General features: G+C 64.8%; 26 protein-coding genes. 14 read left to right on the forward strand and 12 right to left on the reverse strand.

The genetic code is table 11. The features are described from left to right. Positions 1-37: 37 nt before the first annotated feature. The gene (locus AB0T83_RS08900) at positions 38-946 is read right to left on the reverse strand and encodes a sugar kinase (protein ID WP_366192681.1); all 909 of its coding nucleotides are present in this window, start codon (positions 944-946) and stop codon (positions 38-40) included. Continuing rightward, positions 943-1,647: a GntR family transcriptional regulator gene (locus tag AB0T83_RS08905; RefSeq protein ID WP_366192682.1), complete on the reverse strand. Its 705-nt coding sequence runs from the start codon at positions 1,645-1,647 to the stop codon at positions 943-945. The genes AB0T83_RS08900 and AB0T83_RS08905 overlap by 4 nt, the downstream gene beginning before the upstream one ends. A 247-nt stretch (positions 1,648-1,894) precedes the next feature. Between AB0T83_RS08905 and AB0T83_RS08910 the strand changes: the two genes are divergently transcribed. Genes AB0T83_RS08910 through AB0T83_RS08925 form a run of 4 tightly spaced genes read left to right on the forward strand, consistent with a single transcriptional unit; the run spans position 1,895 to position 5,193 of the window. Beyond that, a complete protein-coding gene (locus tag AB0T83_RS08910) occupies positions 1,895-2,206 on the forward strand; it encodes a cupin domain-containing protein (protein WP_366192683.1) in 312 nt (103 codons plus the stop codon). 8 nt (positions 2,207-2,214) lie between these two features. After that, positions 2,215-3,039 carry a 5-dehydro-4-deoxy-D-glucuronate isomerase gene (gene kduI, locus AB0T83_RS08915; RefSeq protein WP_366192684.1) on the forward strand — a complete coding sequence of 275 codons (825 nt, stop codon included), beginning with the start codon at positions 2,215-2,217 and terminating at the stop codon, positions 3,037-3,039. After that, entirely contained in the window at positions 3,036-3,764 is a 729-nt protein-coding gene (gene kduD, locus AB0T83_RS08920; RefSeq protein WP_366192685.1) for a 2-dehydro-3-deoxy-D-gluconate 5-dehydrogenase KduD, read from the forward strand. Before kduI ends, kduD begins: the two co-directional genes overlap by 4 nt. Continuing rightward, complete coding sequence (locus AB0T83_RS08925) at positions 3,754-5,193, forward strand: mannitol dehydrogenase family protein (protein WP_366192686.1); 1,440 nt, start codon at positions 3,754-3,756, stop codon at positions 5,191-5,193. The genes kduD and AB0T83_RS08925 overlap by 11 nt, the downstream gene beginning before the upstream one ends. A gap of 105 nt (positions 5,194-5,298) precedes the next feature. On the opposite strand, the gene adh is transcribed toward AB0T83_RS08925, so the two are convergent. The 8 genes from adh to AB0T83_RS08965 form a co-directional block, all read right to left on the reverse strand. Next, complete coding sequence (gene adh / locus AB0T83_RS08930; RefSeq protein ID WP_366192687.1) at positions 5,299-6,822, reverse strand: aldehyde dehydrogenase; 1,524 nt, start codon at positions 6,820-6,822, stop codon at positions 5,299-5,301. A gap of 308 nt (positions 6,823-7,130) precedes the next feature. Next, complete coding sequence (argE, locus tag AB0T83_RS08935; protein ID WP_366192688.1) at positions 7,131-8,291, reverse strand: acetylornithine deacetylase; 1,161 nt, start codon at positions 8,289-8,291, stop codon at positions 7,131-7,133. A gap of 4 nt (positions 8,292-8,295) precedes the next feature. Beyond that, on the reverse strand, positions 8,296-9,480 hold the full coding sequence (locus AB0T83_RS08940) for a M24 family metallopeptidase (RefSeq protein ID WP_366192689.1): 1,185 nt from the start codon (positions 9,478-9,480) through the stop codon (positions 8,296-8,298). A 179-nt stretch (positions 9,481-9,659) separates the two neighbouring features. Further along, positions 9,660-10,598 (reverse strand): ABC transporter substrate-binding protein, encoded by a 939-nt coding sequence (locus tag AB0T83_RS08945; protein WP_366192690.1) that lies wholly within the window; start codon positions 10,596-10,598, stop codon positions 9,660-9,662. A gap of 62 nt (positions 10,599-10,660) precedes the next feature. Beyond that, complete coding sequence (locus AB0T83_RS08950; protein ID WP_366192691.1) at positions 10,661-11,671, reverse strand: ABC transporter permease; 1,011 nt, start codon at positions 11,669-11,671, stop codon at positions 10,661-10,663. A gap of 1 nt (position 11,672) precedes the next feature. Beyond that, positions 11,673-13,193, reverse strand: a complete 1,521-nt coding sequence (locus tag AB0T83_RS08955; protein WP_366192692.1) for a sugar ABC transporter ATP-binding protein — start codon at positions 13,191-13,193, stop codon at positions 11,673-11,675. Positions 13,194-13,224: 31 nt separating this feature from the next. Next, positions 13,225-13,971 carry an SDR family oxidoreductase gene (locus AB0T83_RS08960; RefSeq protein WP_366192693.1) on the reverse strand — a complete coding sequence of 249 codons (747 nt, stop codon included), beginning with the start codon at positions 13,969-13,971 and terminating at the stop codon, positions 13,225-13,227. Positions 13,972-13,996: 25 nt separating this feature from the next. Continuing rightward, positions 13,997-15,520 carry a UxaA family hydrolase gene (locus tag AB0T83_RS08965; RefSeq protein WP_366192694.1) on the reverse strand — a complete coding sequence of 508 codons (1,524 nt, stop codon included), beginning with the start codon at positions 15,518-15,520 and terminating at the stop codon, positions 13,997-13,999. Between the two features lie 131 nt (positions 15,521-15,651). On the opposite strand from AB0T83_RS08965, the gene AB0T83_RS08970 reads away from it, so the two are divergent. Genes AB0T83_RS08970 through AB0T83_RS08990 form a run of 5 tightly spaced genes read left to right on the forward strand, consistent with a single transcriptional unit; the run spans position 15,652 to position 19,390 of the window. After that, positions 15,652-16,374: a GntR family transcriptional regulator gene (locus AB0T83_RS08970; RefSeq protein WP_366192695.1), complete on the forward strand. Its 723-nt coding sequence runs from the start codon at positions 15,652-15,654 to the stop codon at positions 16,372-16,374. A 2-nt stretch (positions 16,375-16,376) separates the two neighbouring features. Next, the gene (locus tag AB0T83_RS08975) at positions 16,377-17,087 is read left to right on the forward strand and encodes a GntR family transcriptional regulator (protein WP_366192696.1); all 711 of its coding nucleotides are present in this window, start codon (positions 16,377-16,379) and stop codon (positions 17,085-17,087) included. Positions 17,088-17,095: 8 nt separating this feature from the next. Further along, positions 17,096-18,142: an aldo/keto reductase gene (locus AB0T83_RS08980; RefSeq protein WP_366192697.1), complete on the forward strand. Its 1,047-nt coding sequence runs from the start codon at positions 17,096-17,098 to the stop codon at positions 18,140-18,142. Then, positions 18,132-18,560, forward strand: a complete 429-nt coding sequence (locus tag AB0T83_RS08985) for an RbsD/FucU family protein (RefSeq protein WP_366192698.1) — start codon at positions 18,132-18,134, stop codon at positions 18,558-18,560. The genes AB0T83_RS08980 and AB0T83_RS08985 overlap by 11 nt, the downstream gene beginning before the upstream one ends. Beyond that, a complete protein-coding gene (locus AB0T83_RS08990) occupies positions 18,557-19,390 on the forward strand; it encodes an amidohydrolase family protein (RefSeq protein WP_366192699.1) in 834 nt (277 codons plus the stop codon). The genes AB0T83_RS08985 and AB0T83_RS08990 overlap by 4 nt, the downstream gene beginning before the upstream one ends. 53 nt (positions 19,391-19,443) lie before the next feature. Here AB0T83_RS08990 and AB0T83_RS08995 read toward each other — a convergent pair whose 3' ends face one another. Beyond that, positions 19,444-20,232 carry a ferredoxin--NADP reductase gene (locus AB0T83_RS08995; RefSeq protein WP_366192700.1) on the reverse strand — a complete coding sequence of 263 codons (789 nt, stop codon included), beginning with the start codon at positions 20,230-20,232 and terminating at the stop codon, positions 19,444-19,446. Positions 20,233-20,242: 10 nt separating this feature from the next. Further along, a complete protein-coding gene (gene fdxA, locus AB0T83_RS09000) occupies positions 20,243-20,584 on the reverse strand; it encodes a ferredoxin FdxA (RefSeq protein ID WP_366192701.1) in 342 nt (113 codons plus the stop codon). A 124-nt stretch (positions 20,585-20,708) separates the two neighbouring features. On the opposite strand from fdxA, the gene AB0T83_RS09005 reads away from it, so the two are divergent. The 5 genes from AB0T83_RS09005 to AB0T83_RS09025 all read left to right on the forward strand — a co-directional run bounded on the left by AB0T83_RS09005 (position 20,709) and on the right by AB0T83_RS09025 (position 25,705). Then, a complete protein-coding gene (locus AB0T83_RS09005; protein ID WP_366192702.1) occupies positions 20,709-20,999 on the forward strand; it encodes a DUF971 domain-containing protein in 291 nt (96 codons plus the stop codon). A 60-nt stretch (positions 21,000-21,059) separates the two neighbouring features. Further along, the gene (locus AB0T83_RS09010; RefSeq protein ID WP_366192703.1) at positions 21,060-22,802 is read left to right on the forward strand and encodes a fumarate reductase/succinate dehydrogenase flavoprotein subunit; all 1,743 of its coding nucleotides are present in this window, start codon (positions 21,060-21,062) and stop codon (positions 22,800-22,802) included. Between the two features lie 15 nt (positions 22,803-22,817). After that, complete coding sequence (locus AB0T83_RS09015; protein WP_366192704.1) at positions 22,818-23,060, forward strand: 4Fe-4S dicluster domain-containing protein; 243 nt, start codon at positions 22,818-22,820, stop codon at positions 23,058-23,060. 7 nt (positions 23,061-23,067) lie between these two features. Further along, positions 23,068-24,024, forward strand: coding sequence for a HEAT repeat domain-containing protein (locus AB0T83_RS09020; protein WP_366192705.1), 957 nt, complete (start codon positions 23,068-23,070; stop codon positions 24,022-24,024). Positions 24,025-24,325: 301 nt separating this feature from the next. After that, on the forward strand, positions 24,326-25,705 hold the full coding sequence (locus AB0T83_RS09025) for an ABC transporter substrate-binding protein (protein WP_366192706.1): 1,380 nt from the start codon (positions 24,326-24,328) through the stop codon (positions 25,703-25,705). The last annotated feature ends 22 nt before the right edge of the window (positions 25,706-25,727 follow it).

A 25,727-nucleotide genomic window follows, 5' to 3' on the forward strand; every position in this document is an offset into this window, starting at 1 on the left:
CGCCAGGGCATTCTGTGCAACGATGGGCGCGCGTCGGCTAGAGCGCGATCCCCGGCACCAGCGCCCCGCGATGCGCGATGACCTTCGCGGCAAGGTCGGCCCCGCCGCGCATGGCCTCGGCCAATGTGGCGCCCTGGGCGCGGGTGGCCAGGAAGCCCGCGTTGAAGCTGTCACCGGCAGCGGTGGTGTCGACGATGGCCTCGGGCGCGGTAGCGGCATGGGTGGCGAAGGCCCCCTGATCCAGCGTCAGCATCTCCGCACCGCCGTTCTTGACCACAACCAGCCCGGATCCCCGCTGCGCGTAGCGTTCGGCGGTGGCCTTCAGGTCGGCATCGCCAAAATATTGCGCTTCGTCGTCATAGGAAGGCAGGACCACGTCGGCCACCTCGGCGGCCTGCATGGTGGCGGCGCACATGGTCTGCGGGCTGTCCCACAGCGCCGGGCGCAGGTTGGGATCGAAGACGATCTCGACCCCGGCGGCGCGGGCGGTGCGCAGATGATCCAGCAGCTTTGTGCGGTCATCCTCGGACAGGATCCCCAGGGTGATCCCCGAGAAATAGGCGGTCGCGGCGCCCTGCAACGCCCCCGGCACCAGGGCCGGATCCTGACACAGCCGTTTGGCGGCGCTGTCGCTGCGCCAGTACGAGAAACTGCGTTCGCCGTTGTCCAGGGTGATCAGGTACAGGCCGACGGTGCTGTCCCGGCGGCTTTGCACGTGATCGGTGGCCAGCCCGGCATCGCGGAAGAACGCCAGCATCTTGCCCGAGATGGCATCGCTGCCGACGCAGGTCACATAGTCGACCTGCCAATCCGGGCGCAGAAGCTTGCGCATGTACCACGCGGTGTTCAGCGTGTCGCCAGCAAATCCTTGCAGCAGCAGGTTGGCCTCACCCGCCGGGGCAAGTTCGACCATGCATTCGCCAAGGCTGACAAATCGATGGGTCATGGGGTGTCCTCCGGTTCGAAATAGGCACTGTGTTCCTTGCGGAACTGTGCGATCTGGCCCTGGATGCGGCCAAGATGGCGGCGCAAGGCGGCGTGGCAGGCCACGGTGTCGTGGGTGCGGATGCCGTCGACGATGGCCTTGTGATCGTCGATGACTTCCCTGGCCGCGAAGGCGAGGGACAGGTAGCGGACGCGATCCGTGTGGGCCTTCTGCATCTGGATAAGCTTCCACGCGAACCCCTGGCCACCCCGGTCGCAGATGGTGGCATGCAGGGCGTCGTCCAGTTCATGGAATAGGTCCATGTCGTTCTGCGCGGCGGCCTCTTCCTGCTGGTCGAGGATCAGATCCAGCGCGGCGATGTCGTCGGGCCCGAAGGTTTCGCAGGCGATGCGTGCGGTTTCCAGCTCCAGCGCGGTGCGCACGAAGCGCGCCTCGCGGATGGCGCGGGCCGAGATCTGGGTGACGAGGGTGGCGCGCTGTGGCCGTATATTCAGAAACCCTTGCTCGGACAGGCGATAGAAGGCATCCCGCACGGGTTGGCGAGACACATTTGCTTGCCGGGCGATCTCGATCTCGGACACTTTGGTATTGGGCGGAAGATCCAGTTTGAGGATTCGCTGCTGCATGTCGTCAAAGATCCGGTCCGCCACCGACGGTCGGCGGGGTTCGGTCGGCTGTCCGCCGGGATCGCTGTTGGCCATGGATGCCCTCCGTTTGCATTGACAGGTAGCGCATACTAGAATATTAGTCCATACCGGCGGGCCGGATATCACTCTACCAAAGGGGTGCCCGTGCCGAAAGGGGAGGACAATCTTGCCTGTTCGGGCTCGTGACCGAGGCTTGCCGGGCCAGAGGCCGATTTCGCCCGACACTCTCCGCGCCGGACCCTGCCACGACGCAGACCCGCTCTTTCCGTTCCTGGCCTTTGCCGCCAATAGAGGTGCCCCGATGACAACCGCCTACCCAGTAGTTCAAGCCGATGAAGGCGTGATGCGCCAGGTTCTGGCCGATGCCCCCGACATGATGGTCGTGTCCGTCAAGTTCGAGGCCGGACGCGAAGGGGCGCTGCACAGCCATCCGCATGTGCAGGCGACCTATGTCAAAGCCGGCCGTTTCGCGTTCCGGGTCGACGGCGAAACCATCGAGGTGGGCGCGGGCGACAGCCTTGTCATCCCCTCGGGCGCCGAACATGGCTGCCGATGCCTTGAAGGCGGCGAGTTGATCGACTGTTTCACCCCCCGCCGCGACGATTTCCTGTGAGGTCCACCATGACACCTGTTGCCATCCGCCACGCCATCGATCCCGCCACCGGTAAGACCCTGGACACTCAGGCTCTGCGCGATCACTTCCACGTCGGGGACTTGTTCCAGCCGGGCGAGATCAAGCTGGTCTACAGCCATTATGACCGGATGATCCTGGGGTCTGTCGTGCCAGATGGCGCGCCGCTGACCCTGGACAAGGTCGACAACACCGGCACCGAAAGCCTCCTGGAGCGGCGCGAGATTGGGGTTCTGAACATCGGCGGTGCGGGCACCGTTTCGGCGGCGGGCCAATCCTACGCGATGGAAGCCGGCGACGTCCTGTATCTGGGCATGGGCTCGGGCGCGGTGGAATTCGCGGGTGAAGGCCGGTTCTATCTGGTCTCGACCCCGGCGCATCGGGTGTGCCCGTCGCGGCTGATCAAGCCGTCCGAGGCCAAGCGTCTGGAACTGGGCAGCAAGGAGACCGCGAACGAGAGGGTCATCATCCAGTTTCTGCATCCCGACGTTCAGGAAACCTGCCAACTGACCATGGGCTATACCCAGTTCCTGCCGGGATCGGTCTGGAACACCATGCCCTGCCACGTCCATGATCGCCGGATGGAGGCCTATCTGTATTTCGATCTGGGTGCCGATGCACGTGTGTTCCACTTCATGGGCCGCCCCGAGGAAACCCGGCATCTGGTCATGGCCAATGAAGAGGCGGTGATCTCGCCGCCGTGGTCGATCCACTCGGGCGCGGGCACCGGATCCTACACCTTCTGCTGGGCGATGGCCGGGGACAACGCCGATTTCACCGACATGGACATGGTGGCGATGGAGGATCTGCGTTGACGCCCTTTTCGCTGGAGGGGCGCACCGCGCTGGTGACCGGGGCCAACACCGGCATCGGGCAGGCCATCGCCGTGTCGCTGGGGCGGGCGGGGGCGCATGTGATCTGTGCCGGCCGCCGCAGTTGCGCCGAAACGGTCGGGCAGATCGCGTCCGGCGAAGAGATGCTGCTGGATTTCACCGACCCGATGGCAGCGCGCGAGGTGTTTGCAGGCCGCGAGATCGACATTCTGGTCAACAACGCCGGGATCATCCGTCGCGACGACAGCGTCGATTTCAGCGAGGCCGACTGGGACGACGTGATGGATGTGAACCTCAAGGCGCTGTTCTTCACTTGCCAGAGTTTCGCCAAGGCGGTTCTGGCGCGTCAGGGCAGCGCAGCAATCGTCAACATCGCCTCGCTTCTGTCGTTTCAGGGCGGCATCCGGGTGCCCTCCTACACCGCGTCGAAACATGGGGTGGCGGGGCTGACCAAGCTGCTGGCCAATGAATGGGCCGCGAAGGGCATCAATGTGAATGCCATCGCGCCGGGTTACATCGAGACCAATAACACCGAAGCCCTGCGCAACGATCCCGAACGCTCCCGCCAGATCCTGGAAAGAATCCCGGCCGGGCGCTGGGGCGCACCGTCGGACATCGGCGAGGCGGCGGTGTTCCTGTCCTCGCCCGCCGCGCGCTATATCCACGGCACGGTTCTGAACGTGGATGGCGGCTGGCTTGCCCGCTGACCCGGAGGCTCTGCCACGGCTGACCCGGTCCGGGCCCGCGCCCAGACCGGGCATTGTGCATCTGGGGCTGGGGGCGTTCTTTCGGGCCCATGGCGCGGTCTATTTGGATGACGCGCTGAGCGTATCAGGCGGCGACTGGGGGATCATCGGGATCTCGCTGCGTTCGCCCGGTACCCGTGATGCGCTGCTGCCGCAGGGCGGGGTCTATACGGCGGTGGCGCGGCACCCGGAGGGCGCGATCCCGCGTTTGGTCAACAGCGTTGTGGATGTGCGCGTTGCGCCCGAAGATCCCGAAGCGGTGCTGGCCGTGATGTCCGATCCGGCGATCCGCATCGTGACCCTGACAGTCACCGAAAAGGGCTATTGCCACGCGCCGTCCACCGGGCGGCTGAACCTCGACCATCCCGACATTCGGTACGATCTTGGATCCCGCCTTCCGATATCCGCCCCGGGCGTGCTGGTGCGCGCGTTGGAACGGCGGTGGCAGGCCGGGCTGGCCCCGTTCACCGTACTCAGTTGCGACAACCTTCCCGAAAACGGCCGCATCGTGCGCGGCGTGGTGCTGGATCTCGCGCGGGCGATTGACCCGGATCTGGCCGATTGGATAGCCGACGAGGGGCGGTTCCCGTCCAGCATGGTCGATCGCATCGTGCCGGCCACAAGGCCCGAGGACATAGCGGCGCTGGCCAAGGCCACCGGCCGCCACGACGCCGCACCGGTGATTCGCGAGCCGTTCCGCCAATGGGTGATCGAGGATGATTTCGTCGAGGACGCCCGCCCCGATCTGGCCGCCGTCGGCGTACAGATGGTCGCCGATGTGACGCCTTTCGAGCACATGAAGCTGCGGATGCTGAACGGCACCCATTCCGCGCTGGCCTATCTGGGCTATCTGGCCGGGCATCAGACAATTGCCGACACCATGGGCGACCCGGTGTTCCGGACCTATGTGCAGGCTCTGTGGCAGGACGAGATCCAGCCCGCGCTCTCCCCGCCGCCGGGGCAGGATCTGACCGCCTATGCCCGCGCCCTGCAAGCCCGCTATACCAACCCGGCGATCCGGCATCGCACGTGGCAGATCGCGATGGATGGCAGCCAGAAGCTACCGCAGCGGATATTGGCGACCCTTGCCGAGAATCGCACAGCGGGCAGGGCCTGTCCGGGGCTGATCCTCGCCGTGGCGGGCTGGATGCGCTATGTCGGCGGGGTTGACGAGGCGGGCCAGCCCATCGACGTGCGCGACCCGCTGGCCGCACAGTTTGCCGCGATTTCCGGGGCCGCGACCAGCCCTGCGGAAACGGTGGCGGGCCTTCTGGCGCTGCGCGAGGTTTTCAACCCCGGTCTGGCCGCATCCATCGCCCCGGAGTTGACCCAGGTCTATGACGGCCTGATCCGGCTGGGTGCCCGCAAGGCCATCGCCGCGCTGGCCTGACCGCCCCCTGAAACCAACACCGCCGCCCCGAAGGGGACGACGGTGAAGGGGATAGGGGGTGATATTTTGGCGGCGGCCCCGCAAGGGCCACCGCCGGGGAGGAGCCTAGAAGAAGCCCAGCTTGTTGGGGTTGTAGCTCATCAGGATGTTTTTGGTCTGCTGGTAGTGGTCCAGCATCATCTTGTGGTTCTCGCGCCCGATGCCGGACTGCTTGTAGCCGCCGAAGGCCGCATGGGCCGGGTAGGCGTGGTAGTTGTTCACCCAGACGCGACCGGCCTCGATGGCGCGGCCAAAGCGGTAGCAGGTGTTGGCATCGCGCGACCACACGCCGGCGCCCAGGCCGTACATGGTGTCATTGGCGATGGCGAGCGCCTCTTCTTCGTCCTTGAAGGTGGTCACGGACACGACCGGGCCAAAGATCTCTTCCTGGAAGACCCGCATCTTGTTGTGGCCCTTCAGGATGGTCGGCTGGATGTAGTTGCCGCCGGCAAGTTCGCCGTTGAAGCGGGCTGCATCACCGCCCACCAGAACCTCGGCGCCTTCTTCGCGGCCGATGGTCAGATAGGACAGGATCTTGTCCTGCTGCTCTTTCGAAGCCTGTGCGCCGACCATGGTGTCGGGATGGCGCGGGTCACCGTGCTTGATGGCCTTCACCCGTTCGATGGCGCGGGCGATGAACTCGTCATAGATGTCTTCCTGGATCAGCGCGCGGCTGGGGCAGGTGCAAACCTCGCCCTGGTTGAAGGCGAACAGCACGAAGCCTTCGACGGCCTTGTCGAGGAAGGCGTCATCCTTGGCCATCACGTCCGAGAAGAAGATGTTCGGCGACTTGCCGCCCAGTTCCAGCGTAACCGGGATCAGGTTGACGGTGGCCGCTTCCATGATCTTGCGACCGGTGGCAGTGGAGCCGGTGAAGGCGATCTTGGCAATGCGCTTGGAGGTCGCCAGCGCCGCCCCGCATTCGCCGCCAAAGCCGTTGACGATGTTCAGCACGCCGCCGGGCAGCAGGTCGTTGATCAGCTCGGCCAGAACCATGATCGCAGCCGGGGTCTGTTCGGCGGGCTTCATCACGATGCAGTTGCCGGCCGCCAGCGCGGGTGCCAGTTTCCACGCGGCCATCAGGATCGAGAAGTTCCACGGGATGATCTGGCCGACGACGCCCAGCGGCTCGTGGAAGTGATAGGCCACGGTGTCGGCGTCGATCTCCGACATGTTGCCTTCCTGCGCCCGCAGAACCCCGGCGAAATAGCGGAAGTGATCCGCCGAAAGCGGGATGTCGGCGGCCATGGTTTCGCGGATCGGCTTGCCGTTGTCCCAGGTTTCGGCCTGTGCCAGAAGTTCGATGTTGGCTTCGATACGGTCGGCGATCTTCAGAAGCACGTTGGAGCGTTCCGCCGCCGAGGTGCTGCCCCAGCCGCCCTTGGCCGCATGGGCCGCATCCAGTGCCAGTTCGATGTCAGCGGCATCCGAACGGGCCACTTCGTTGATCATCGCGCCGGTGATCGGGGTGACGTTCTCGAAATAGCGGCCATTGACCGGGGGCACAAACTTGCCGCCGATGTAGTTGTCATAGCGCAGCTTGAACGGCGACTGATAAGTGCCGGTTTCGGTATGGGTCATTTCGTTCATGGGGTTCCTCCTGAAGTTCCCGGGTCTAAAAATCCCGGATGTAAAGTTCGTCTTGTCTTGGCGGCACCGCTGCGGGGCATCCGGCCAAAGCCCGAAAGACGACCGGTGCGCAGCCGGGAAGGATCGGGCGATGGACATCGCCCGGCGGGGATACGCAGAGTCGGTGGGCAGGGCGGTGTGCTCCGCAGGGTTGCTCTGCCAAGGATGGTAGAGCGCCGGAAGACGCGGCGATATTGGCCAAAGGTCGAACACCGGTCGTATACACCGCTGAACAGAAGTCTGGCCTTATTCTCAGTCTGTTGGGGGTGCTACGCGCGGAAACTGTGGCGCAGACGGTCCAGCATGGACAGGCATTGGGCCAATTGATCCAGCGTCACGAACTCGTCGGGCTTGTGCGCCTGATCGATGGAACCGGGCCCGCAAATCACCGCGTCCATGCCGATCTGCTGGAACAATCCGGCTTCGGTTCCGAAGGGGACGGTGCCGGCGCGATTGGCACCGGTCAGCCGGAACACCAGATCGCGGGCAGCGTTGACTTCCATCGGGGTCAGGCCGGCCACTTCGCCCACCACCTCGGTGCGGATCTGCGCCAGCGGAGAGACCCGGCGCATCGCGGGCAAAAGCACGTCGCGCACATGGGCGGCAACCGCGTCGTTCACGAATTCCATGTCGCCGGGCAGGGTGGGGCGCATTTCCCACTCCAGTTCCGCATGACCGGCGATGACATTGTGAGCGTGGCCGCCTGACAGCCGTCCGACGTTGATTGTGGTGTAGGGCGGATCGAACTGCGTGGCCCCGGCGGCGCGGGTCTTCAGGGTCTCGCGCAACTCCAGCAGATGGGCGATGTAGCGTGCCGCGTATTCCACCGCGTTGACGCCCCGGTGCGGGGCCGAGCCATGGCCTTCGGTCCCGGTGAAGGTCACGGTGTATTCGCAGCAGCCCTTGTGGCCGTCGATCACCTGCATCGAGGTCGGCTCGCCGATCAGGGCCAGGCCGGGGCGGATCTCGCGGGCGGCCAGAACCTCGACCAGATGGCGGGCACCAAGGCAGCCGACCTCCTCGTCATGGGTGAAGGCGAAATGGATGGGACGGGTTCGGGCGGCGTCGCGCAGCACGTCCAGCTTGGTCAGGCAGGCGGCGATGAAGCCCTTCATGTCGCAGGTGCCGCGCCCGTAGAGACGCCCGTCGCCTTCGGTCAGGGTGAAGGGATCGGTGGTCCAGGGCTGGTCCGCCACCGGCACAACGTCGCTATGGCCCGACAACACCAGCCCACCCGGCGCCTCCGGCCCGAGCGTGGCAAAGAGGTTGGCCTTGGTGCCGCTGGCATCCACCATCACCTCGACCCGCGCGCCGGCAGCTTCCAGCAGCGTCGCGATATAGTGGATGGCCTCCATGTTGGAGCGCGACGAGACCGTGTTGAACCCCACCAGGTCGCCCAGGATCTGCCGGCAGTGCTCCAGATCGTCCATCTGCTCAATCCTTCACGAACAGCTTGCGGGGCACATTGCACAGCGGCTCGGCCGGGCCACCGTCGCGGATCAGGATGGTCTCGGTGGTCTCCAGCCCCCAGGTGTCCATCCACAGGCCGGGCATGAAATGGAAGGTCATGCCGGGTTCCAGAACGGTCTCATCAAAGGCGCGCAGCGACACCGTGTGCTCGCCCCAGTCCGGCGGATAGCTCAGCCCCACGGCATAGCCGCAGCGGTTGGGTCGGTCGATGCCGACCTTCACCAGTTCCGCGTCCAGGGCGCGGGCGATGTCGCAGGCGCGGTTGCCGGCGCGGGCCACCTCGATCCCGGCGTTCAACCCTTCGGTCAGCGCCTCTGCGGCGTCCAGCATGAACTGCGGCGGTTTGCCGAAGAAGATCGACCTGCACAGCGGCGCGTGATAGCGGCGGTAGCAGCCCGATTGCTCGATGAAGGTGGCCTCGCCCTGTTTCAGGGCCTCGCCGTTCCAGGTCAGATGCGGGGCCGAGGCGTCTTTGCCGGATGGCAGCAACGGCACGATGGCCGGGTAGTCGCCCCAGCTGTCATCCTCGCCCTGCACGGCGGTCTTGAACAGTTCTCCCACCAGTTCATGCTTGCGCATCCCCGGCTCGGCCAGTTCCATCGCCCGCCCGATCACCAGTTCCGAAATCCGCGCGGCGCGGCGCATGAAGTCAAGCTCGTCGGGGGATTTCACCAGCCGTTGCCAGTTCACCAGCGTCGAGGCGTCGATGAACTGCGCCTTGGGCAGACCTTCGGCCAGCGCGGCAAAGGCGCGGGCGGTGAAGAAATAGGTCTCCATCTCGACACCGATGCGCTTGTCACCAAAGCCCATGATCCGCAGGTGCGAGGCCAGATCGTCCATCGGGTGAATGTCCGGCGCCTGCACGTAGCGGTCGGCGTAATGCAGGATCTGCCCATCTTCCATCCAGACCGTGCGGCGCGCGCCGTTGCCGTCCATCAGGCGGCCCCACCAGAAAGGCGCGCCCTCCATTGTCAGGATCACCCCCTGATGCACATAGAAGGACCAGCCGTCATAGCCGGTCAGCCAATGCATGTTCGACGGGTTGGTCAGGAACAGCACATCGATGCCGGCGTCCTGCATGGCGGCGCGGGTCAGCGCGATCCGCCGGTCGTATTCGGCCTGTGAAAAGGGAGCGTTTTCAATCGGCATTGCGACCTCCGGTTGCGGCATCTGCCCGCCCACAGTGGAAGGCCCGGCGAAAGCGCGTCAACCGGATTCGCGGGCGGTGCGCCGGGGCGAAACGGAAAACGGGTCCGCCTTTGGAGCGGACCCGTCCGGTTAGTTAATTGTGGCCGGCGGGGACAAAGCGACCGCCAGCCAGGGCCAGATCAGTCGTACAGAACCGCCTGGATCTTGGGATCGTCGATGTTGGTGGCATCGTAGTAGTAGAAGCCGGTGTCGATGATCGGCGGCAGGGTTTCGCCGTTGATCGCCTTGACCGCCGCCATCACGGTTTCATAGCCGATGCCCACCGGGTTCTGGGTGATTGCGCCGGACATGAGGCCTTCGCGGATGGCATCCTTCTGCGCCTTGCCGCTGTCATAGCCGATCACCACCAGACCCTCGGTGCCCAGTTCGCGCACCGCGTTGACCACGCCGATGGCCGAGCCCTCGTTGGTGCCGAACATGCCCTTCAGGTCGGGGTTGGCCACCAGGATGGCCTTGGCCACCTCGGTTGATTGCAACTGGTCGCCGGCACCGTATTGAACGGTCACGACTTCGACGTCGGGATAGGCTTCTTCCATGCGGTTGAGAAAGCCGTCCCGACGGTCGATCCCGGTACGCGAGGTCTGGTCATGGGCGACCACGGCCACCTTGCCCGCGCCGCCGATCATCTCGGCCATCTTGTCGGCGGCCAGGGCCGCGGCGGCAACGTTGTCGGTGGTGGCGGTGGTCACCGGGATGTCACTGTCGACACCGCTGTCGAAGGCCACGATCGGAATGCCGCTTTCATGGGCGTCGCGCAGGATCGGGATCGCCGCCTGGCTGTCGAGCGCGGCAAAGCCGATGGCCTTGGGCGAATTGGCCAGCGCGGCCGACAGCATGTCGATCTGGCGGTCGACCATGGTTTCATTGTCGGGGCCTTCAAAGGTGATGCGCACACCGGCCTCGGAGGCGGCCTGATCGGCGCCGGCCTTCACCGCCTGCCAGAACTGGTGCTGGAAGCCTTTCGAAATCAGTGGAATATAGACCTCCTGGGCGGCCAGCGGGCTGGCGACGAGGCCGGAAATGGCGAGAGCGCCAAGTAGGGTACGACGGGACAACATATGTTTTTCCTCCGGTTGCGTGTCTGGGGCGCGGGGGTTGGGTCCCCCGTCATGTGATGAATTCAATTGGATCTGCGGCGGCGCAGCATATCGGCATAGACCGCCAGGATGATGATCGCGCCGGTGACGACGGTCTGCCATTCCTGGGCCACCGACAGCACCCGCAGCCCGTTGGTCAGCACCGCCATGATCAGCGCGCCGATGAGCGAGCCCATGATGGAGCCGCGCCCGCCCGACAGCGAGGTGCCGCCGATGACCACCGCGGCGATGGCTTCCAGTTCATAGCCCAGCCCCAGCGCCGGTTGCGCCGAGTTGAGGCGCGAGGCGATCAGCAGGCCCGCAATGCCGACGATGGCGCCCGCCAGCGAATAGATGGCGATCTTCCAGCGAATGGTGTTGACGCCGGACAGGCGCACGGCCTCTTCGTTGGACCCAAGCGCGAAGGTATAGCGGCCAAGGGCGGTGCGTTGCAGCACATAGGCCGCGGCACCCGCCACGAGGAACAGGATCAGCACGCCGTTAGGGATCGGGGCGAAGGGCAGGATCTCGCCGATCAGGGAGCCGCGCGAAATGTCGGAAAATCCCGGCGTGTCGTTGAAATAGATCGGCCGGGTGCCCGAGATGATCAGCGACATGCCCTTGAGGATCAGCATCATGCCCAGCGTTGCAATGAAGGGCGGGATCTTCATCCGCGCGATGAAGCTGCCCGAGCAGAAGCCGCAGGCCGCGCCCGCGCCGATGGCCGCCAGCACGCCCAGCGGCAGGGGCAGCCCGGCATAGGTCAGCACGACGCCCGCGATCACGGCGGTGAAGGTCATCATCGTGCCCAGCGACAGGTCGATGCCGCCGGTGATGATGATCAGCGTGGCCGCCACCGCCAGCACGCCATTGACGCTGGTGGCCTGCAGAATGGCGATCATGTTCGACATCTGCATGAAGTTGGGCGAGGCCAGCGAGAACACCGCCAGCAGCACGATCAGCGAGGCAAAGGCCAGCACCCGTTGGTGCGCCACGGCGGCCCCGATGCGGCCCAAGACGGTTGGGGAGGTCGGGGCATTTGTGGTTGCGGTCATTTCAGTCTCCTGTCGGCGCCATGACGGCTTCACGCCGTGTCGCCAGCTCCATGATCTGTTCCTGAGACGTGCCAGCACCGCCGGGAAGTATACCGGTCAGCCGGCCCTCGCACATCACCGCGATGCGGTGGCTCAGCCGCAGCACCTCGGGCAGTTCCGACGAGATCACGATGATCGTCTTGCCCTCGGCGGCAAGTTGTTCCAGCAGGCGGTAGATTTCGGATTTCGCGCCGACGTCGATGCCGCGCGTGGGTTCGTCGAAAATCAGGATATCGCAGTCACGCTCCAGCCATTTGGCAATGACGACCTTCTGCTGGTTGCCCCCCGACAACAGCCGCGCCGGTTGCTGGTCCGAGGGTGTGCGGATGCCCAGCCGCTGGATGTAGTCCTTGGCGGTGGCTTCCATCCCGGCCTCGTCCAGCACGCCCATGCGCGAGGTGAACCGCTGAAGGCTGGCCATGGCGATATTGGCGCGCACCGACATGTCCAGCGCCAGCCCGAAATGCTTGCGATCCTCGGACAGATAGCCAATGCCGGCGGCCACCGCGTCATGCGGAGCGCGGATGCGGACCTCGCGCCCGTGCACGGTGATGGTGCCCGCGTCCTTGAGATCGGCGCCGAAGATGGCGCGCGCGACCTCGGTCCGGCCCGCGCCCATCAGCCCGGCAAAGCCCAGGATCTCGCCGCGCCGCACCTCGAAGCTGACGTCCTTGATCTCGTGGCCCCGGCGCAGGCCCTCGACCTTCAGCGCCACTTCTGCACCGGACAGGTCGGGCACAGCGGGCGGCTGTTCCGAGACCTCGCGCCCCACCATCAGCGCGATGATCTGCGACAGCGGTGTTTCGGCAGCGGGCACGGTGTCGATCCAGGCGCCGTCGCGCATGACGGTCACCCGGTCGGCGATGCGCTTGATCTCGTCCATGCGGTGGCTGATGTAGACGATGCCGACGCCATCGGCCTTCAGTTGTGCGATGACCTCGAACAACTCGGCGATCTCGGCGTCGTTCAGGGCGGCGGTGGGTTCGTCCATGATCAGGACGCGGGGGCGATAGGACAGTGCCTTGGCAATCTCGATCAACTGCTGGCGGGCGATGGTCTGGCCGCCGACATGGGACTTGGGATCGATCTTCAGGTTCATCGCGGCGAAGATCTCGGCGGTCTGCCGGTTCAGCGCGGCTTCGTCCAGACGGCCGAAACTGCGCCGGGGTTCGCGCCCGATCAGCACGTTCTGCGCGGCGGTCAGATCGTTCATCAAGCTCAACTCCTGATGGATGATGCCGATGCCCAGATCCTGTGCCTCGCGGGGCGAGGACGGGGCGGCGGGTTTGCCAGCCACCCGGATCTGGCCGCCGTCGCGCGGGTAGATGCCCGACAGGATCTTCATCAGCGTGGATTTGCCCGCGCCGTTTTCGCCCATCAGGGCGTGAACCTCACCCGGATACAGATCGAATTGCACGTTGCGCAGGGCGTGAACGCCCGGAAAGCGCTTTTCGATCCCTGTCATTTCAACCAGTGGTGTCATCGTTCAAGCCCTCCCTTGCTCGAACCCGCGCCTATATTGTGACGCCTCCATCAACCAGAATGGCTTGCCCGGTGACGAAACGGCTGCCGTCGCCAAGCAGATGCAGGACGGTGGGTGTCATGTCGTCCACCGTGGCCAGCCGGCCCATGGGCTGGCGGGCGATGAAATCTTTCTCGGCCTGCTCCGGATTGGCGGCAGCGGCAATCCGGCCGCGCAGCGATGGCGTATCCACGGTGCCCGGACACAGCGCGTTGCAGCGCACACCTTTGGTCACGAAATCGGCAGCGATGGCCTTGGTCAGCCCGATCACGGCAGCCTTGGTCGCGCCATATGCGGTGCGGTTGGGAAACCCCTTTACCGAGGACGCCATCGAGGCCACGTTCAGGATCGCGGCGGTGCCGGTGGTCTCGGCCCGGCGCAACATTCCGGGTAGGAAAGCGCGGCAGGTGCGCACCATCGAGGTGACGTTGATCTCGTTGGAAAAGGCCCAATCCTCGTCCGACACGTCCAGGATCGTGCCGTGGTGCACGAAGCCCGCACAGTTGAACAGCCCGTCCAGATCCGGCAGCTCGGCGGCCAGCGCCGTGATGGCGGCGGCGTCGGTCACATCCAGCAGGCGGGTCTCGATGCCCTCGGTCCCCGCGAGGCTGTCCAGCGCGGCTTGGTTGATGTCGGTGGCAATCACCCGCGCGCCCTGCGCAGCGGCGGCCAGGGACGAGGCCCGTCCAATACCCTGCCCGCAGGCGGTCATCAGGATGGTTTTTCCGGCAAAAGTCATTGTGTCTGTCTCTCGTCCTTTGCGCTCACATCACCGCGCCGATTTGCCAGGGGACGAATTCCACCCCGCCAAAGCCCAGCTCTTCGCTTTTCGTTTTCTCGCCCGAAGCGATGCGCAGGAACAGGTCGTAGATCTCGCGGCCCTTGTCCTCGATCGAGATCCCGTCGGTCACGATGTCGCCGCAGTTGACGTCCATGTCGTCTTTCAGGCGGGCGTACATCTCGCTGTTGGTGGCGATCTTGATGCCCGGCACCGGCTGGTAGCCCGAGACCGAGCCGCGCCCGGTGGTGAAGGCGATCAGATTGGCGCCGGAGGCGATCTGGCCGGTGACCGAACAGGGGTCGAAGCCGGGGCTGTCCATGAAGACGAAGCCGGGGGTGTCGATGGCCTCGGCGAACAGATAGACGCCGCTCAGCGGTGCGGTGCCGCTTTTGGCGACCGCGCCCAGGGATTTCTCAAGGATGGTCGTCAGCCCGCCGCGCTTGTTGCCGGGGGAGGGGTTGTTGTCCATCTCGCCACCGTTGCGGGCGCAGTAGTCTTCCCACCAGCGCACGCGGGCAATCAGTTTCTCGCCGACCTCGGGGCTGACGGCGCGGCGCGTCAAAAGATGTTCGGCGCCATAAATCTCAGAGGTTTCCGACAGGATCGTGGTGCCGCCCTGGCGCACCAACAGATCCGAGGCCGCCCCAAGCGCCGGGTTCGCGGTGATGCCGGAATAGCCGTCCGAGCCGCCGCATTGCATGCCCAGCGTCAGGGCCGAGGCGGGCGCGGTGCTGCGGGTGGCGCGATTGGCGATCTCGCCGATGCCGCGCAACTCCTCCAGCCCCTTGTTGATGGTGGCACGGGTGCCGCCCTGGTGCTGTATGGTCATGTAGCGCAGCGCGCCATCGGCCCGGATCGGCCGGTTGCCCACCAGATCGGCGATCTGCATGACCTCGCAGCCCAACCCGATCAGCAGGATACCGCCGAAATTCGGATGCCGGGCATAGCCCTGAAGGGTGCGGAACAGCGTGGCATAGCCTTCGCCCGTCGCGGACATGCCACAGCCGGTGCCATGCGTGATCGGCACGATGCCATCGATGTTGGGGAATTCGTCCAGCAGGCCCGATTTCTCGGCGGCTTCGGCGACAAAGCGCGCCACCGATCCCGAACAGTTCACCGAGGTCAGGATGCCAAGGTAATTGCGGGTTCCGACGCGGCCGTCGGCGCGGGCGTAGCCTTGGAAGGTATCCGAATTCCCGGCCTCGGGCAGCGCGCGGGTGTCGGCACAGAAGGCATAATCCTGATGATGGTCGCCCATGCCCAGATTGTGGGTATGGATGTGGTCGCCCGGCGCGATCGCGGCCTTGGCCTGCCCGATGATCTGGCCATAGCGCAGCACGTTTTCCCCGGCGGCGATGGCCTGGGTGCAGATCTTGTGCCCACGCGCGACAGGCTGCGGCAAGCCGATGTCCAAGCCGTCGATCAGGACCCCCTGCGGCAGGTCCGCCAATGCCACCACAAGATTGTCTTGCGGACTCAGGCGGATCACGCTGGATCGTGCAGACATGGCGGCTTCCTTTCGTGCAGCAGTCCGACGAGTCGTAGACGAATTCCGCCGCACCTGTCAACTGGCATGTTAGTTGACAGGTGCAGATTCCTGTGGCAGGGTCGCTGCACGGTTGCAAGGGAAGACTGCGCATGAGGATGACGCCGGTGGCCGAGCCGTCTGGGATGAATGATCTGCCCGACCTGCGCAGTTCCGCGGGCTCGCTGGCGCAGCGCATCCATCATGTGCTGCGCGGGGCGATCCTCGATCTGACCTTCCCGCCCGGTGCACCGCTGCGCAAGGCGGAACTGGCGCAGCGGTTCGGCGTCTCGCGCGCGCCGGTGACCGAAGCCATCGCCATTCTTGCCGCCGAAGGGCTGGTCGTCGCCATGCCGCAGGTGACTGCCCGTGTCGCGCCCCTGTCGGTGGCGGCGCTGCGCGAGGAGACCTTCCTGCGTAGCGCCATCGAGGGCGCTGTGGTAGAACAGGTGGCGCAGACACGCACCGAGGCGCAACTGGCGCAGCTGGGGCGCAACCTGCGTTTGCAGGAATTGCTGGTCGAGGATGGTGATACCCGCGGCTTTTTCGAGGCCGATATGGAGTTTCACGCCTTGTTGCAGGGATTTACCGGCCTTGACCGGGTCTCGGACTTTGCGGCACAGGTGTCATTGCAATTGCATCGCGCAAGGCAACTCCTGCTTCCTGAAGCCGGACGTCCTGCCGAAACGATTGTCGAGCACAGGGAGGTGTTCGAGGGGATCCGCCGCCAGGATGCGCCCGCTGCCGTCAAAGCCATGCGCTTTCATCTAGGGCAGCTGGTGCCGTATCTGAAGCCGCTGGAGCAGACATATCCCCGGTACTTCAGGGAGGGCTAGCCATGGACATTTCCACCGAATTCAACGTCGAGAAGCTGGGCGATCTGTCCAACTTCGAAGGCTCTCTGGCCGCGCGGGTCTATCAGTCGCTGAAGCAGGCAATCCTGTCGCTGGACGCGCCGCCGGGCGTGGCCCTGCGCAAACCCGAATTATGCGCGCGGTTCGACGTATCGCGCTCGCCGGTGGCCGAGGCCATCGCGCGGCTGTCGGCGGAAGGGCTGGTCGAGATCACGCCGCAATCGGGGTCGCGGGTGTGCTACCTGTCGCTGGCCGATTTCCACGAAGCCGCCTTCATGCGCAAGGCGCTGGAACAGGCGGCGGTGGAACGGGTGGCGGAAACCCGCAGCGAGGCCGATCTGGGCGCGCTGGCCCGTTCGATGCATCGGCAGAAGCTGCTGGCCGCCGACGGCGCGCGGGAAGAGTTCTTCCATACCGACGAGGCCTTTCACGAGTTGATCCATGCCGCCACCGGATTTGCCCGCCTGTCGGCCCAGACCGAGATCGTCGGCCTGCACATGACCCGCGCCCGCCGCCTGCTGCTGCCCGGCCAGCGCCGGGTCGAGGACACGATCACCGAGCATCAGGCGATCTTCGATGCGATCAAGGCGCAGGACGGCGAGGCCGCGCGCAAGGCCATGGCGGTGCATCTGGACGAAGTGACCAGGCTGATCGACGCCCTGTCCGAAAGCCATCCCGGATTGTTCAAACCCTGAGGTAGCCCATGCGTGTATCCGACCCCGTTTCCCTGACAGACCGCACCGGTCTGGCTGTCACCCGCATGGGGTTCGGCGGCGCGCCGCTGGGCAATCTCTACCGGGCCTTGTCCGACGCGGATGCGCAGGGCGCCTTCTCGGCAGCCTTCGATGCGGGCATCCGCCTGTTCGATACCGCGCCGCAATACGGGCTGGGCCGGTCCGAGATGCGCTTTGCCGAGGGGCTGGCGCGCCACGGCCGCGACAACATCGTGCTGTCGTCTAAAGTGGGGCGGCTGCTGCTGGACTGTGCCCCGGAGGAGGTCACCCCAGAGGCCTTCGTTGATGTGCCGCAGAAACGGATCCAGTTCGACTATTCCTATGACGGGGTCATGCGCTCGCACGCGGAAAGCCTGGCGCGGCTGCGCACCGACCGCATCGACATTCTGCTGGTGCATGACGTCTGCGCCTTTTCGCAGGGCTCGCAAGCGGCCAGCGATGCGCGGGTGCGCGAGTTGTTCGACCAAGGCGGCTACCGCGCGCTGATCGAATTGCGCGAGGCGGGGCAGGTCAAGGCCATCGGCGCGGGGGTCAACGAATGGCAGGTCTGCGAACGGCTGTTGGGGCTGGGCGATTTCGACTGCTTCCTGCTGGCAGGCCGATACACCCTGCTGGAGCAGGAGGCGCTCGACAGTTTCCTGCCGCTTTGCGTGGATCGCGACGTGGGGATCATTCTGGGCGGACCGTATAACTCGGGCATCCTCGCCACCGGCGCAGTGCCGGGCGCCAAGTACAACTACGCCGAAGCCCCGCCCGAGATCCTTGATCGCGTGGCGCGCATCGAGGCCGTCTGCGCGGCCCATGACACGCCCCTGATCGCTGCAGCACTACAATTCGTGCTGGGCCATCCCGCTGTGCGCACCGTGGTGCCCGGTGCGACTTCGGCGGCAGAAGTGGCGCAGAATGTGGCGTTGCTTGAGCGCGCGATCCCGCCCGCGCTGTGGACCGATTTGCGCGGCGCGGGGCTGATCCGTCCCGACGCGCCCCTTCCCGAGGAGACCATCCATGCTGCGTAACATCGACCCGATCCTGTCGCCCGATCTGCTGTTTACCCTGGCCGAAATGGGCCATGGCGACGAGATCGTCATTGCCGACGCCAATTTCCCCGCCGCCAGCATGGGCCAACGCGTGATCCGGGCTGAGGCCAGCAATGCCACTGACATGCTGCGCGCGGTGCTCAGCCTGTTGCCGCTCGACCCGTATGTGCCGGAACCGGCAGTGACCATGCAGGTGGTAGGCGATCCGACCGCCGTGCCCGAGGCCGTGGCCGCCTTCCAGCAGGTGGTAAGCGACTGCGCCGACAAGCCGGTCCGGCTGGGCTCGGTCGAGCGGTTCGCCTTCTACGACCGCGCCCGCGCGGCATTCGCCGTGGTGCAGACCGGCGAAAGGCGCCTGTACGGCAACATCATCCTGACCAAGGGCGTGATCGGATGAGGATCGACGCGCATCAGCACTTCTGGCGTCTGGATCGCGGCGACTATGGCTGGCTGACGCCGGATCTTGCGCCGCTCTACCGTGATTTCGGGCCGGAAGACCTGCAGCCGCTGGCCGCGCAGGCCCGGGTGCGGGCGACGGTGCTGGTGCAGGCCGCGCCGACGCTGGCGGAAACCGAATATCTGCTGGGCATCGCCGAATCCTCGGATCTGGTGGCGGGCGTCGTCGGCTGGGCCGATTTCGAAGCCCCGGACGCCGCGCAACAGATCGCGCGGCTGGCGGAAAGCCCGTGGCTGCTGGGCCTGCGCCCGATGATCCAGGATCTGCCCGACGACACATGGATGTTGCGCGACACACTGGCCCCGGCCTTCGAGGCGATGATCGCCGCCGGGCTGACCTTCGATGCGCTGGTTCTGCCACGGCACCTTGACGCGCTGCTGACGCTTCTGGTGCGCCATCCGGGCCTGCGCGTGGTGATCGACCACGGTGCGAAGCCCGAGATCGCTACGGGCCGGATCGAGGATTGGTCCGACCACATGGCGCGGCTGGCCGCGGACACCGGCGCCTTCTGCAAACTGTCGGGCCTGATCACCGAGGCCGGGCCGGATTGGACCACCCGCAGCCTGACGCCCTATGTCGGGCATCTTCTGAAGGTGTTCGGCCCCGAGCGCCTGATCTGGGGCAGTGACTGGCCGGTGTGCACGCTGGCCGGCAGCTATGGCGACTGGGTGGCGGCGACCGAGGCGCTTCTGGGGGAGCTGACCCCGGACCAGCGCCGCGCGGTCTGGGAAAACACGGCCCGGCGAGCCTATCCGCGCTTGCGGGTCTGAGCAAGAAATGGGGGCACCCGTGCGGCGCCCCGATCAAACATCCGGCAGTCAGATCAATCCACGAAGGCCTTTTCCACCACGAATTCGGCCGGATCGTTCTGGGTGCCTTCGCGCAGGCCTGCCGCTTCGCACAGCCCCATGATGTCCTTGTTCAGCGCAAGATTTCCGCACACCATGACCCGGTCGGTGTCGGGCGCCCATCCGGGCAGGCCGAAATGCGCGAACACCTGGCCCGAGCGGATGTGATCGCTGATCCGCCCTTCGATGGGCGACGCCTCGCGGGTTGTGGTCGGGTAATAATGCAACTTGTCACCCACCAGTTCCCCGATCAGCGGATCTTCGGGCAGGGCCTCGACCAACTCCCGACCATAATCCAGTTCCGGCAGAGTGCGGCAGGTATGGGCGAGGATCACCTTGTCATAGCGCTCCCATGTTTCTGGATCGCGCAGGATGGCGGCGAAAGGCGCGACGCCGGTGCCGGTACAGACCAGCCACAGATGCTTGCCCGGCAGCAGCGCGTCATGGATCAGCGTACCCACCGGCTTGGGCCGCAGGATGATCTCGTCCCCCGGCTGGATTTTCTGCAGCCGTGAGGTCAGCGGCCCGTCCGGCACCTTAATCGAATAGAACTCCAACTCGTCATCCCAGGACGGCGACGCGATGGAATAGGCGCGCAGCAGCGGGCGGCCATCGTCCTTCATCAGGCCGATCATCACGAATTCGCCGGATCTGAACCTCAGCGACCGGGGCCGCGTCACGCGGAAGGAAAACAGGGTGTCGGTCCAATGCTGGACCGAGGTGACGGTCTGCGCATCGGGCAGGCGGCGGGCTTCCATATTCATGCAGGTGTCCTCATGCCGCCTGTTGGGCGGGGTTCTCGGAAAAGATCGTGGTCAGCTTGTCATCCTTGCCGTCCTGGGCGTCGGCATCGGGCAGGGGTTCCTTGGCCTCGTAGATGACGGGCCAGACTTCTGAGTACTTCTGGTTGAAGGCGACCCATTTTTCCATGTCCGGCTCGGTATCGGCGCGGATCGCGTCGGCGGGGCATTCGGGTTCGCAAACGCCGCAGTCGATGCATTCATCGGGGCGGATGACGAGCATGTTCTCGCCTTCATAGAAGCAATCGACGGGGCAGACATCGACGCAGTCGGTGTATTTGCAGCCGATGCAATTGTCGGTGACGACATAGGTCATGGGGTGGTCCTCTGCTGTTTGAGGCCAATTTGCCGCCGCAGTGCAGCACAGTCCGTCAACAAATTGCTATTTGGCCGTTCTGATTGCCGGCAAGCTGGATCCGAAGCGAAACCGGAGGATCGGAATGCTCAGCGAACTCGCCGCCACGGACGATTGCCAGGCCCTGCGCCTGAAATGGGAAGATGGTCAGGAAAACATGTTGTCCGCCAAGGATTTGCGCCGCTCGGCCATGGATGCCTGGTCGCGGCGCGAGGTGATCGATCACGGCGAGATCCGGGTCGATGACGGGCTGACCATCACCACCCTGGCCGAGATCGGCGGCTATGGCGTGAACGTGCATTTCTCGGACGGGCACGAGCGCGCGATCTATCCGTTTTCCTATCTTCGGGAACTCGCGGCGCAGTTTGACAAGTAATTGACAGAACCCTCGCTGCGCCGCGGCGCAGGCTGGGGGAAAGTGAACAAGGACCGAACCATGGACGAGATTCTCGACGGACTGACGCAGATCGATTGTGACATCCTGATCATCGGCGGCGGCACCGCAGGCCCGATGGCGGCCCTGAAGGCCAAGCGCAAGAACCCCAAGGCCAATGTGGTGCTGCTGGACAAGGCCAACGTGAAGCGGTCCGGCGCGATCTCGATGGGGATGGACGGGCTGAACAACACCGTCATTCCCGGTTTCGCCACGCCCGAGCAGTACACCAAGGAAATCACCATCGCCAATGACGGCATCTGCGACCAGGCCGCGGTCTATCGCTATGCGCAGGAATGCTATGGAATCATTCAGGAGCTGGACAGCTTCGGCATCCGCTTCCAGAAGGATCAGAACGGCGAATACGACGTCAAGAAGGTGCACCATATCGGCACCTATGTGCTGCCGATGCCCAATGGCGACACGGTGAAAAAGGCGCTGTACCGGCAATTGCGCAAGGCGCGCATCAATGTCGTGAACCGCTACATGGCTACGCGATTGTTGACAGGAGAGGGGCGGATCGCCGGCGCGATCTGTGTCAACACCCGCAGTGCCGAGTTCCTGGTGATCCGCGCCAAGTCGGTGATCATGGGTCTCGGCGCTGCGGGGCGTCTTGGCCTGCCGACCAGCGGCTATCTGTACGGCACCTATGAGAACGCCTCGAACTCGGGCGAGGGCTATTCCATGGCCTATCACGCGGGGGCGGGGCTGGCGAACCTCGAATGCTACCAGATCAACCCTCTGATCAAGGATTACAACGGCCCGGCCTGTGCCTATGTGGCGGGTCCGCTGGGGGGCTTCACGTCGAACGCGGCGGGCGAGCGTTTCATCGAATGCGACTACTGGTCGGGGCAGATGATGCAGGAGTTCTTCGACGAATTGCAGGGCGGCAAGGGCCCTGTGTTCCTGAAGCTGAACCATCTGGCCGAGGAAACCATTGCCGAGATCGAGCGCGTGCTGCACATCGTCGAACGCCCGACGCGCGGCCATTTCCACAAGAATCGCGGCACCGACTACCGCAAGCAGATGATCGAGATGCACATCTCGGAGATTGGCTTCTGCTCGGGCCATTCGGCCTCGGGCGTTTTCGTCGATGAACACGCCCGCACCACCATTCCCGGCCTCTATGCCGCCGGCGACATGGCGAACGTGCCGCATAACTACATGCTGGGCGCCTTCACCCATGGTGCCTTCGCGGGCGAGGATGCGGCGGACTACATCGCCGACGTGGATTACGCCGCTTTCGACGAGGGCGAGGTGGAGGCCGAGCGCACCCGCGTGCTGGCGCCCACCAAGCGCGACGACGGCATCCCGCCCAACCAGATCGAATACAAGACCCGCCGTCTGGTGAACGACTATCTGCAACCGCCGAAAGTCACTGCCAAGATGGAACTGGCCCAGCAACGGTTTGCCGAGGTGCGCGAGGACATGGAAACCGCCATGTACGTCCGCGATGCCCACGAATTGATGCGGGGTCTGGAAGCTGCGTCGATCATGGATTGCGCTGATATGGCCGCCGCCGCCTCGCTGTACCGCACCGAAAGCCGCTGGGGCCTGTATCACAACCGCGTCGAATACGACCGCGATGACGAGAACTGGAATTGCCACACGATCCTGACCAAGGGCGACGACGGCAGGCCCGCGCACCGCAAGCAGGATGTGAAACCCTATGTGGTCGAAATCGGCGAGGACGAGAAGGACGCCTATTACAAGCAGCGCGTCGGCGCCTCCGTGGCCGCAGAGTAACGAGAAGGACAAAGTATGCCCCTGGCTCAAACCGCAACCAATGTTCCCGTCACCATCGACGACGACAAGTGTATCGCCGACAAGGGCTGTACCGTCTGCGTGGATGTCTGCCCGCTGGACGTGCTGCGCATCACTGAAACACCAGGCGGCAAGAAGACCGCCTTCATGAAGTACGACGAATGCTGGTACTGCATGCCCTGCGAGTCCGATTGCCCCACCGGCGCGGTCACCGTCACCATCCCGTTCCTGTTGAAGTGAGGCCGTCATGTCGCTGATTTTCGAAGAATTTGACGATATCGCCGATCTGGCGGAGGGGCTGGACGATCCGTCTCCGGGTGGCCGCATCATGGCGGTGATCGAACTGGCCGACAGCGCCGATCCCGCCGCCATTCCCTATCTGGCCCGTGCCATCAAGGATGACGATGCGGGGGTGCGCAAGCAGGCCGCGCAGGCCCTGACCGATTTCGACGGGCCGGACACGGCGGCGGCGCTGGTCGGCGCACTTGGCGATGTCGAGGCCGCTGTCCGCGACGCGGCGGCGATCAGCCTGACCGAGTTGAAGGATCCTGCGGCCGGAGATTCTATCCTGCCGCTGCTGGACAGTTCCGACGACTATACGCTGATGGCCTGCCTGGCGGGCATCAAGGAGCTGCGCCGTCCCGAGGCGCGGGTGCCCGCCACCCAGGCCCTGACCCATGCCAATCCTTCCGTGCGGGTGCAGGCGGTGGGGGTCATCGGCTGGTTGCAGAACGAGGACTCGCTGACCGACCTGAAATCGGCCACCGCCGATCCTGAAACCGCAGTGCGCAAGGCCGCGGTACTGGCGCTGGGGTTCTCGAAGGCCGAGACGGCACAATGCACGCTGATGGCGGCGTTGACCGATCCCGACTGGCAGGTGCGCGAGGCCGCCGCCGAGACCCTGTCCAAATCCGGTGGCCCGGCCTGCATTCCGGCGCTGCGCCGGGTGCTGGAGGATGACTTCTGGCAGGTGCGGCTGAAGGCCGTGCGCTCGCTGGGACGTCTCGATGCCAAGGAAACCGCCGTGGAAATCGGCCCGATGATGTCGCTGCCGATCCCGAACCTGCGCAAGGAATGCGCGGCGGTTCTGGGCGAGCTGGCGGTGCCGGACACCCGGCAGTTCCTGCTGCCCTATGTCGATGACGCGGACCCCGACGTGCGCAAGAATGTCCGCTGGGCGCTGGAAAAAATGGCAGCCGCCTAAGCTGTCAGCGCCCTAAAATTAAACAGATTTTGCCCCCTCGCGTCCTTGGCGCCGGAGGGCTTTTCTGCCCCGCGGTAATTGTATAAGTCATTGAATTACAATCATTAAAACGGCTCGGTGATTCGCGCCAGTTTCGGAAAAATGGGTCAATTTTGTGACCCCGAAACCCGCAATCCCCAAAATCCCGGTCTAAATTTCAGGCAACAGCGTGTTTCCTTGCCAGACCTCTGCTTCCGGCCTTCGCGTTTCGCAGGTGCAGCGCGAATACTGGGGCAGGAGTATCACTCAAGGGGAAACAGCCATGACCGTACAACCGGTTCTCAAGGGGACATTGCTGGCCGCAGGCCTTCTGTCCATCGCCAATCCCGCCCTGGCGGAAAAGATCAAGATTGCCATCGGCCACCAGTCCATGTGCACCGACACCTACACCGCCGGGATCGTGGTGAAGGAACTTGGCCTGCTGGAGAAATACCTGCCCACCGACGGCAAATACGCCGACGCCGAATATGACGTCAGCTGGGCCGATTACAGCTCGGGCGGGCCGATCACGAACCAGATGATGGCCGGCAAGCTAAACTTCGGGGTCATGGGGGATTACCCGCTGATCGTGAACGGCGCCAAGTTCCAGGAAACCGACAGCCTGCGCACGCTGTATGTGGCGGGCACCGGCTATAACCTGAAAGGCTCGGGCAACGCCATTGTGGTGCCGGTGGACAGCGACATCTATTCGATCGACCAGCTGGAAGGCAAAGCCGTGTCGACGCCGGTGGGCTCGGCCGCCTGGGGCATGCTGCTGAAGGCGATGCAGGACAACAACATCTCCAGTGCTGCCTATTCGCTGAAGAACCAGAGCCCGGCTGTGGGGGCCGCCAATATCGCTGCGGGCAAGATCGACGCGCACAGCGATTTCTGCCCCTGGTCCGAAATCATGGAATTCCGCGGCACCGGTCGCAAGATCTATGACGGTTCTGAAACCGGCGTGCCGTATCTGCACGGTGTCGTCGTCCGCGAGGATTTCGCCACCGAATACCCGGAAGTCGTCGAAGCCTTCATCAAGGCCGTCTACGAGGCCGGTGTCTGGATCCGCGAAGATCCGATGACCGCCGTGTCGCTGATGGAAGGCTGGACCGGCGTCGAGAAAGAGGTGCTGTACCTGTATTTCTCGCAAGGCGGCCATCTGACCCTGGACCCGACCATCAAGCCGGCCTGGGTGGACGCGCTGAAGTTCAACCACGGGGTTCTAGTGGCCGAAAAGGCCATTCCGCCGCTGGATTTCGACGCCTGGATCACCGAGGACTACGCCAAGGCCGCCTTTGCCGATCTGGGTGTCGACTATGAGGCCGACAAGGCCGTGGTCGTGGACCCGGCCACGGCCAACGCCGGTCTGCCGATGGAGATCTGGCATGCCCGCGACGGGGTTTCGACCTATCCCGGCATGCCCGAGTTCCTGGCCGCCATGGCCGAGATGACCGGCACCGGCGCCAAGCTGAACGCCACCTATGTCTATGACGTCGAAACCGGGCTGAAACTGTTCGGCAAGACCGCCTTCTGGGTCCGCTCGGGCGACGACTACGCCACCTTCCTGCGCAAGGGCGAGGCCGAGGAGTTCGCCACCGCCAGCGGCGGCACCGTGGTCAGCTTCGACGAGGCCATCGCGGACTTCATGCCCACCGAAGGCTGAGGCCCCGCGCCCCAGACCCCAA

Origin of the sequence: Meridianimarinicoccus marinus (genome assembly GCF_040689105.1) — a bacterium.
Taxonomy (GTDB): Bacteria; Pseudomonadota; Alphaproteobacteria; order Rhodobacterales; family Rhodobacteraceae; genus Meridianimarinicoccus; species Meridianimarinicoccus marinus.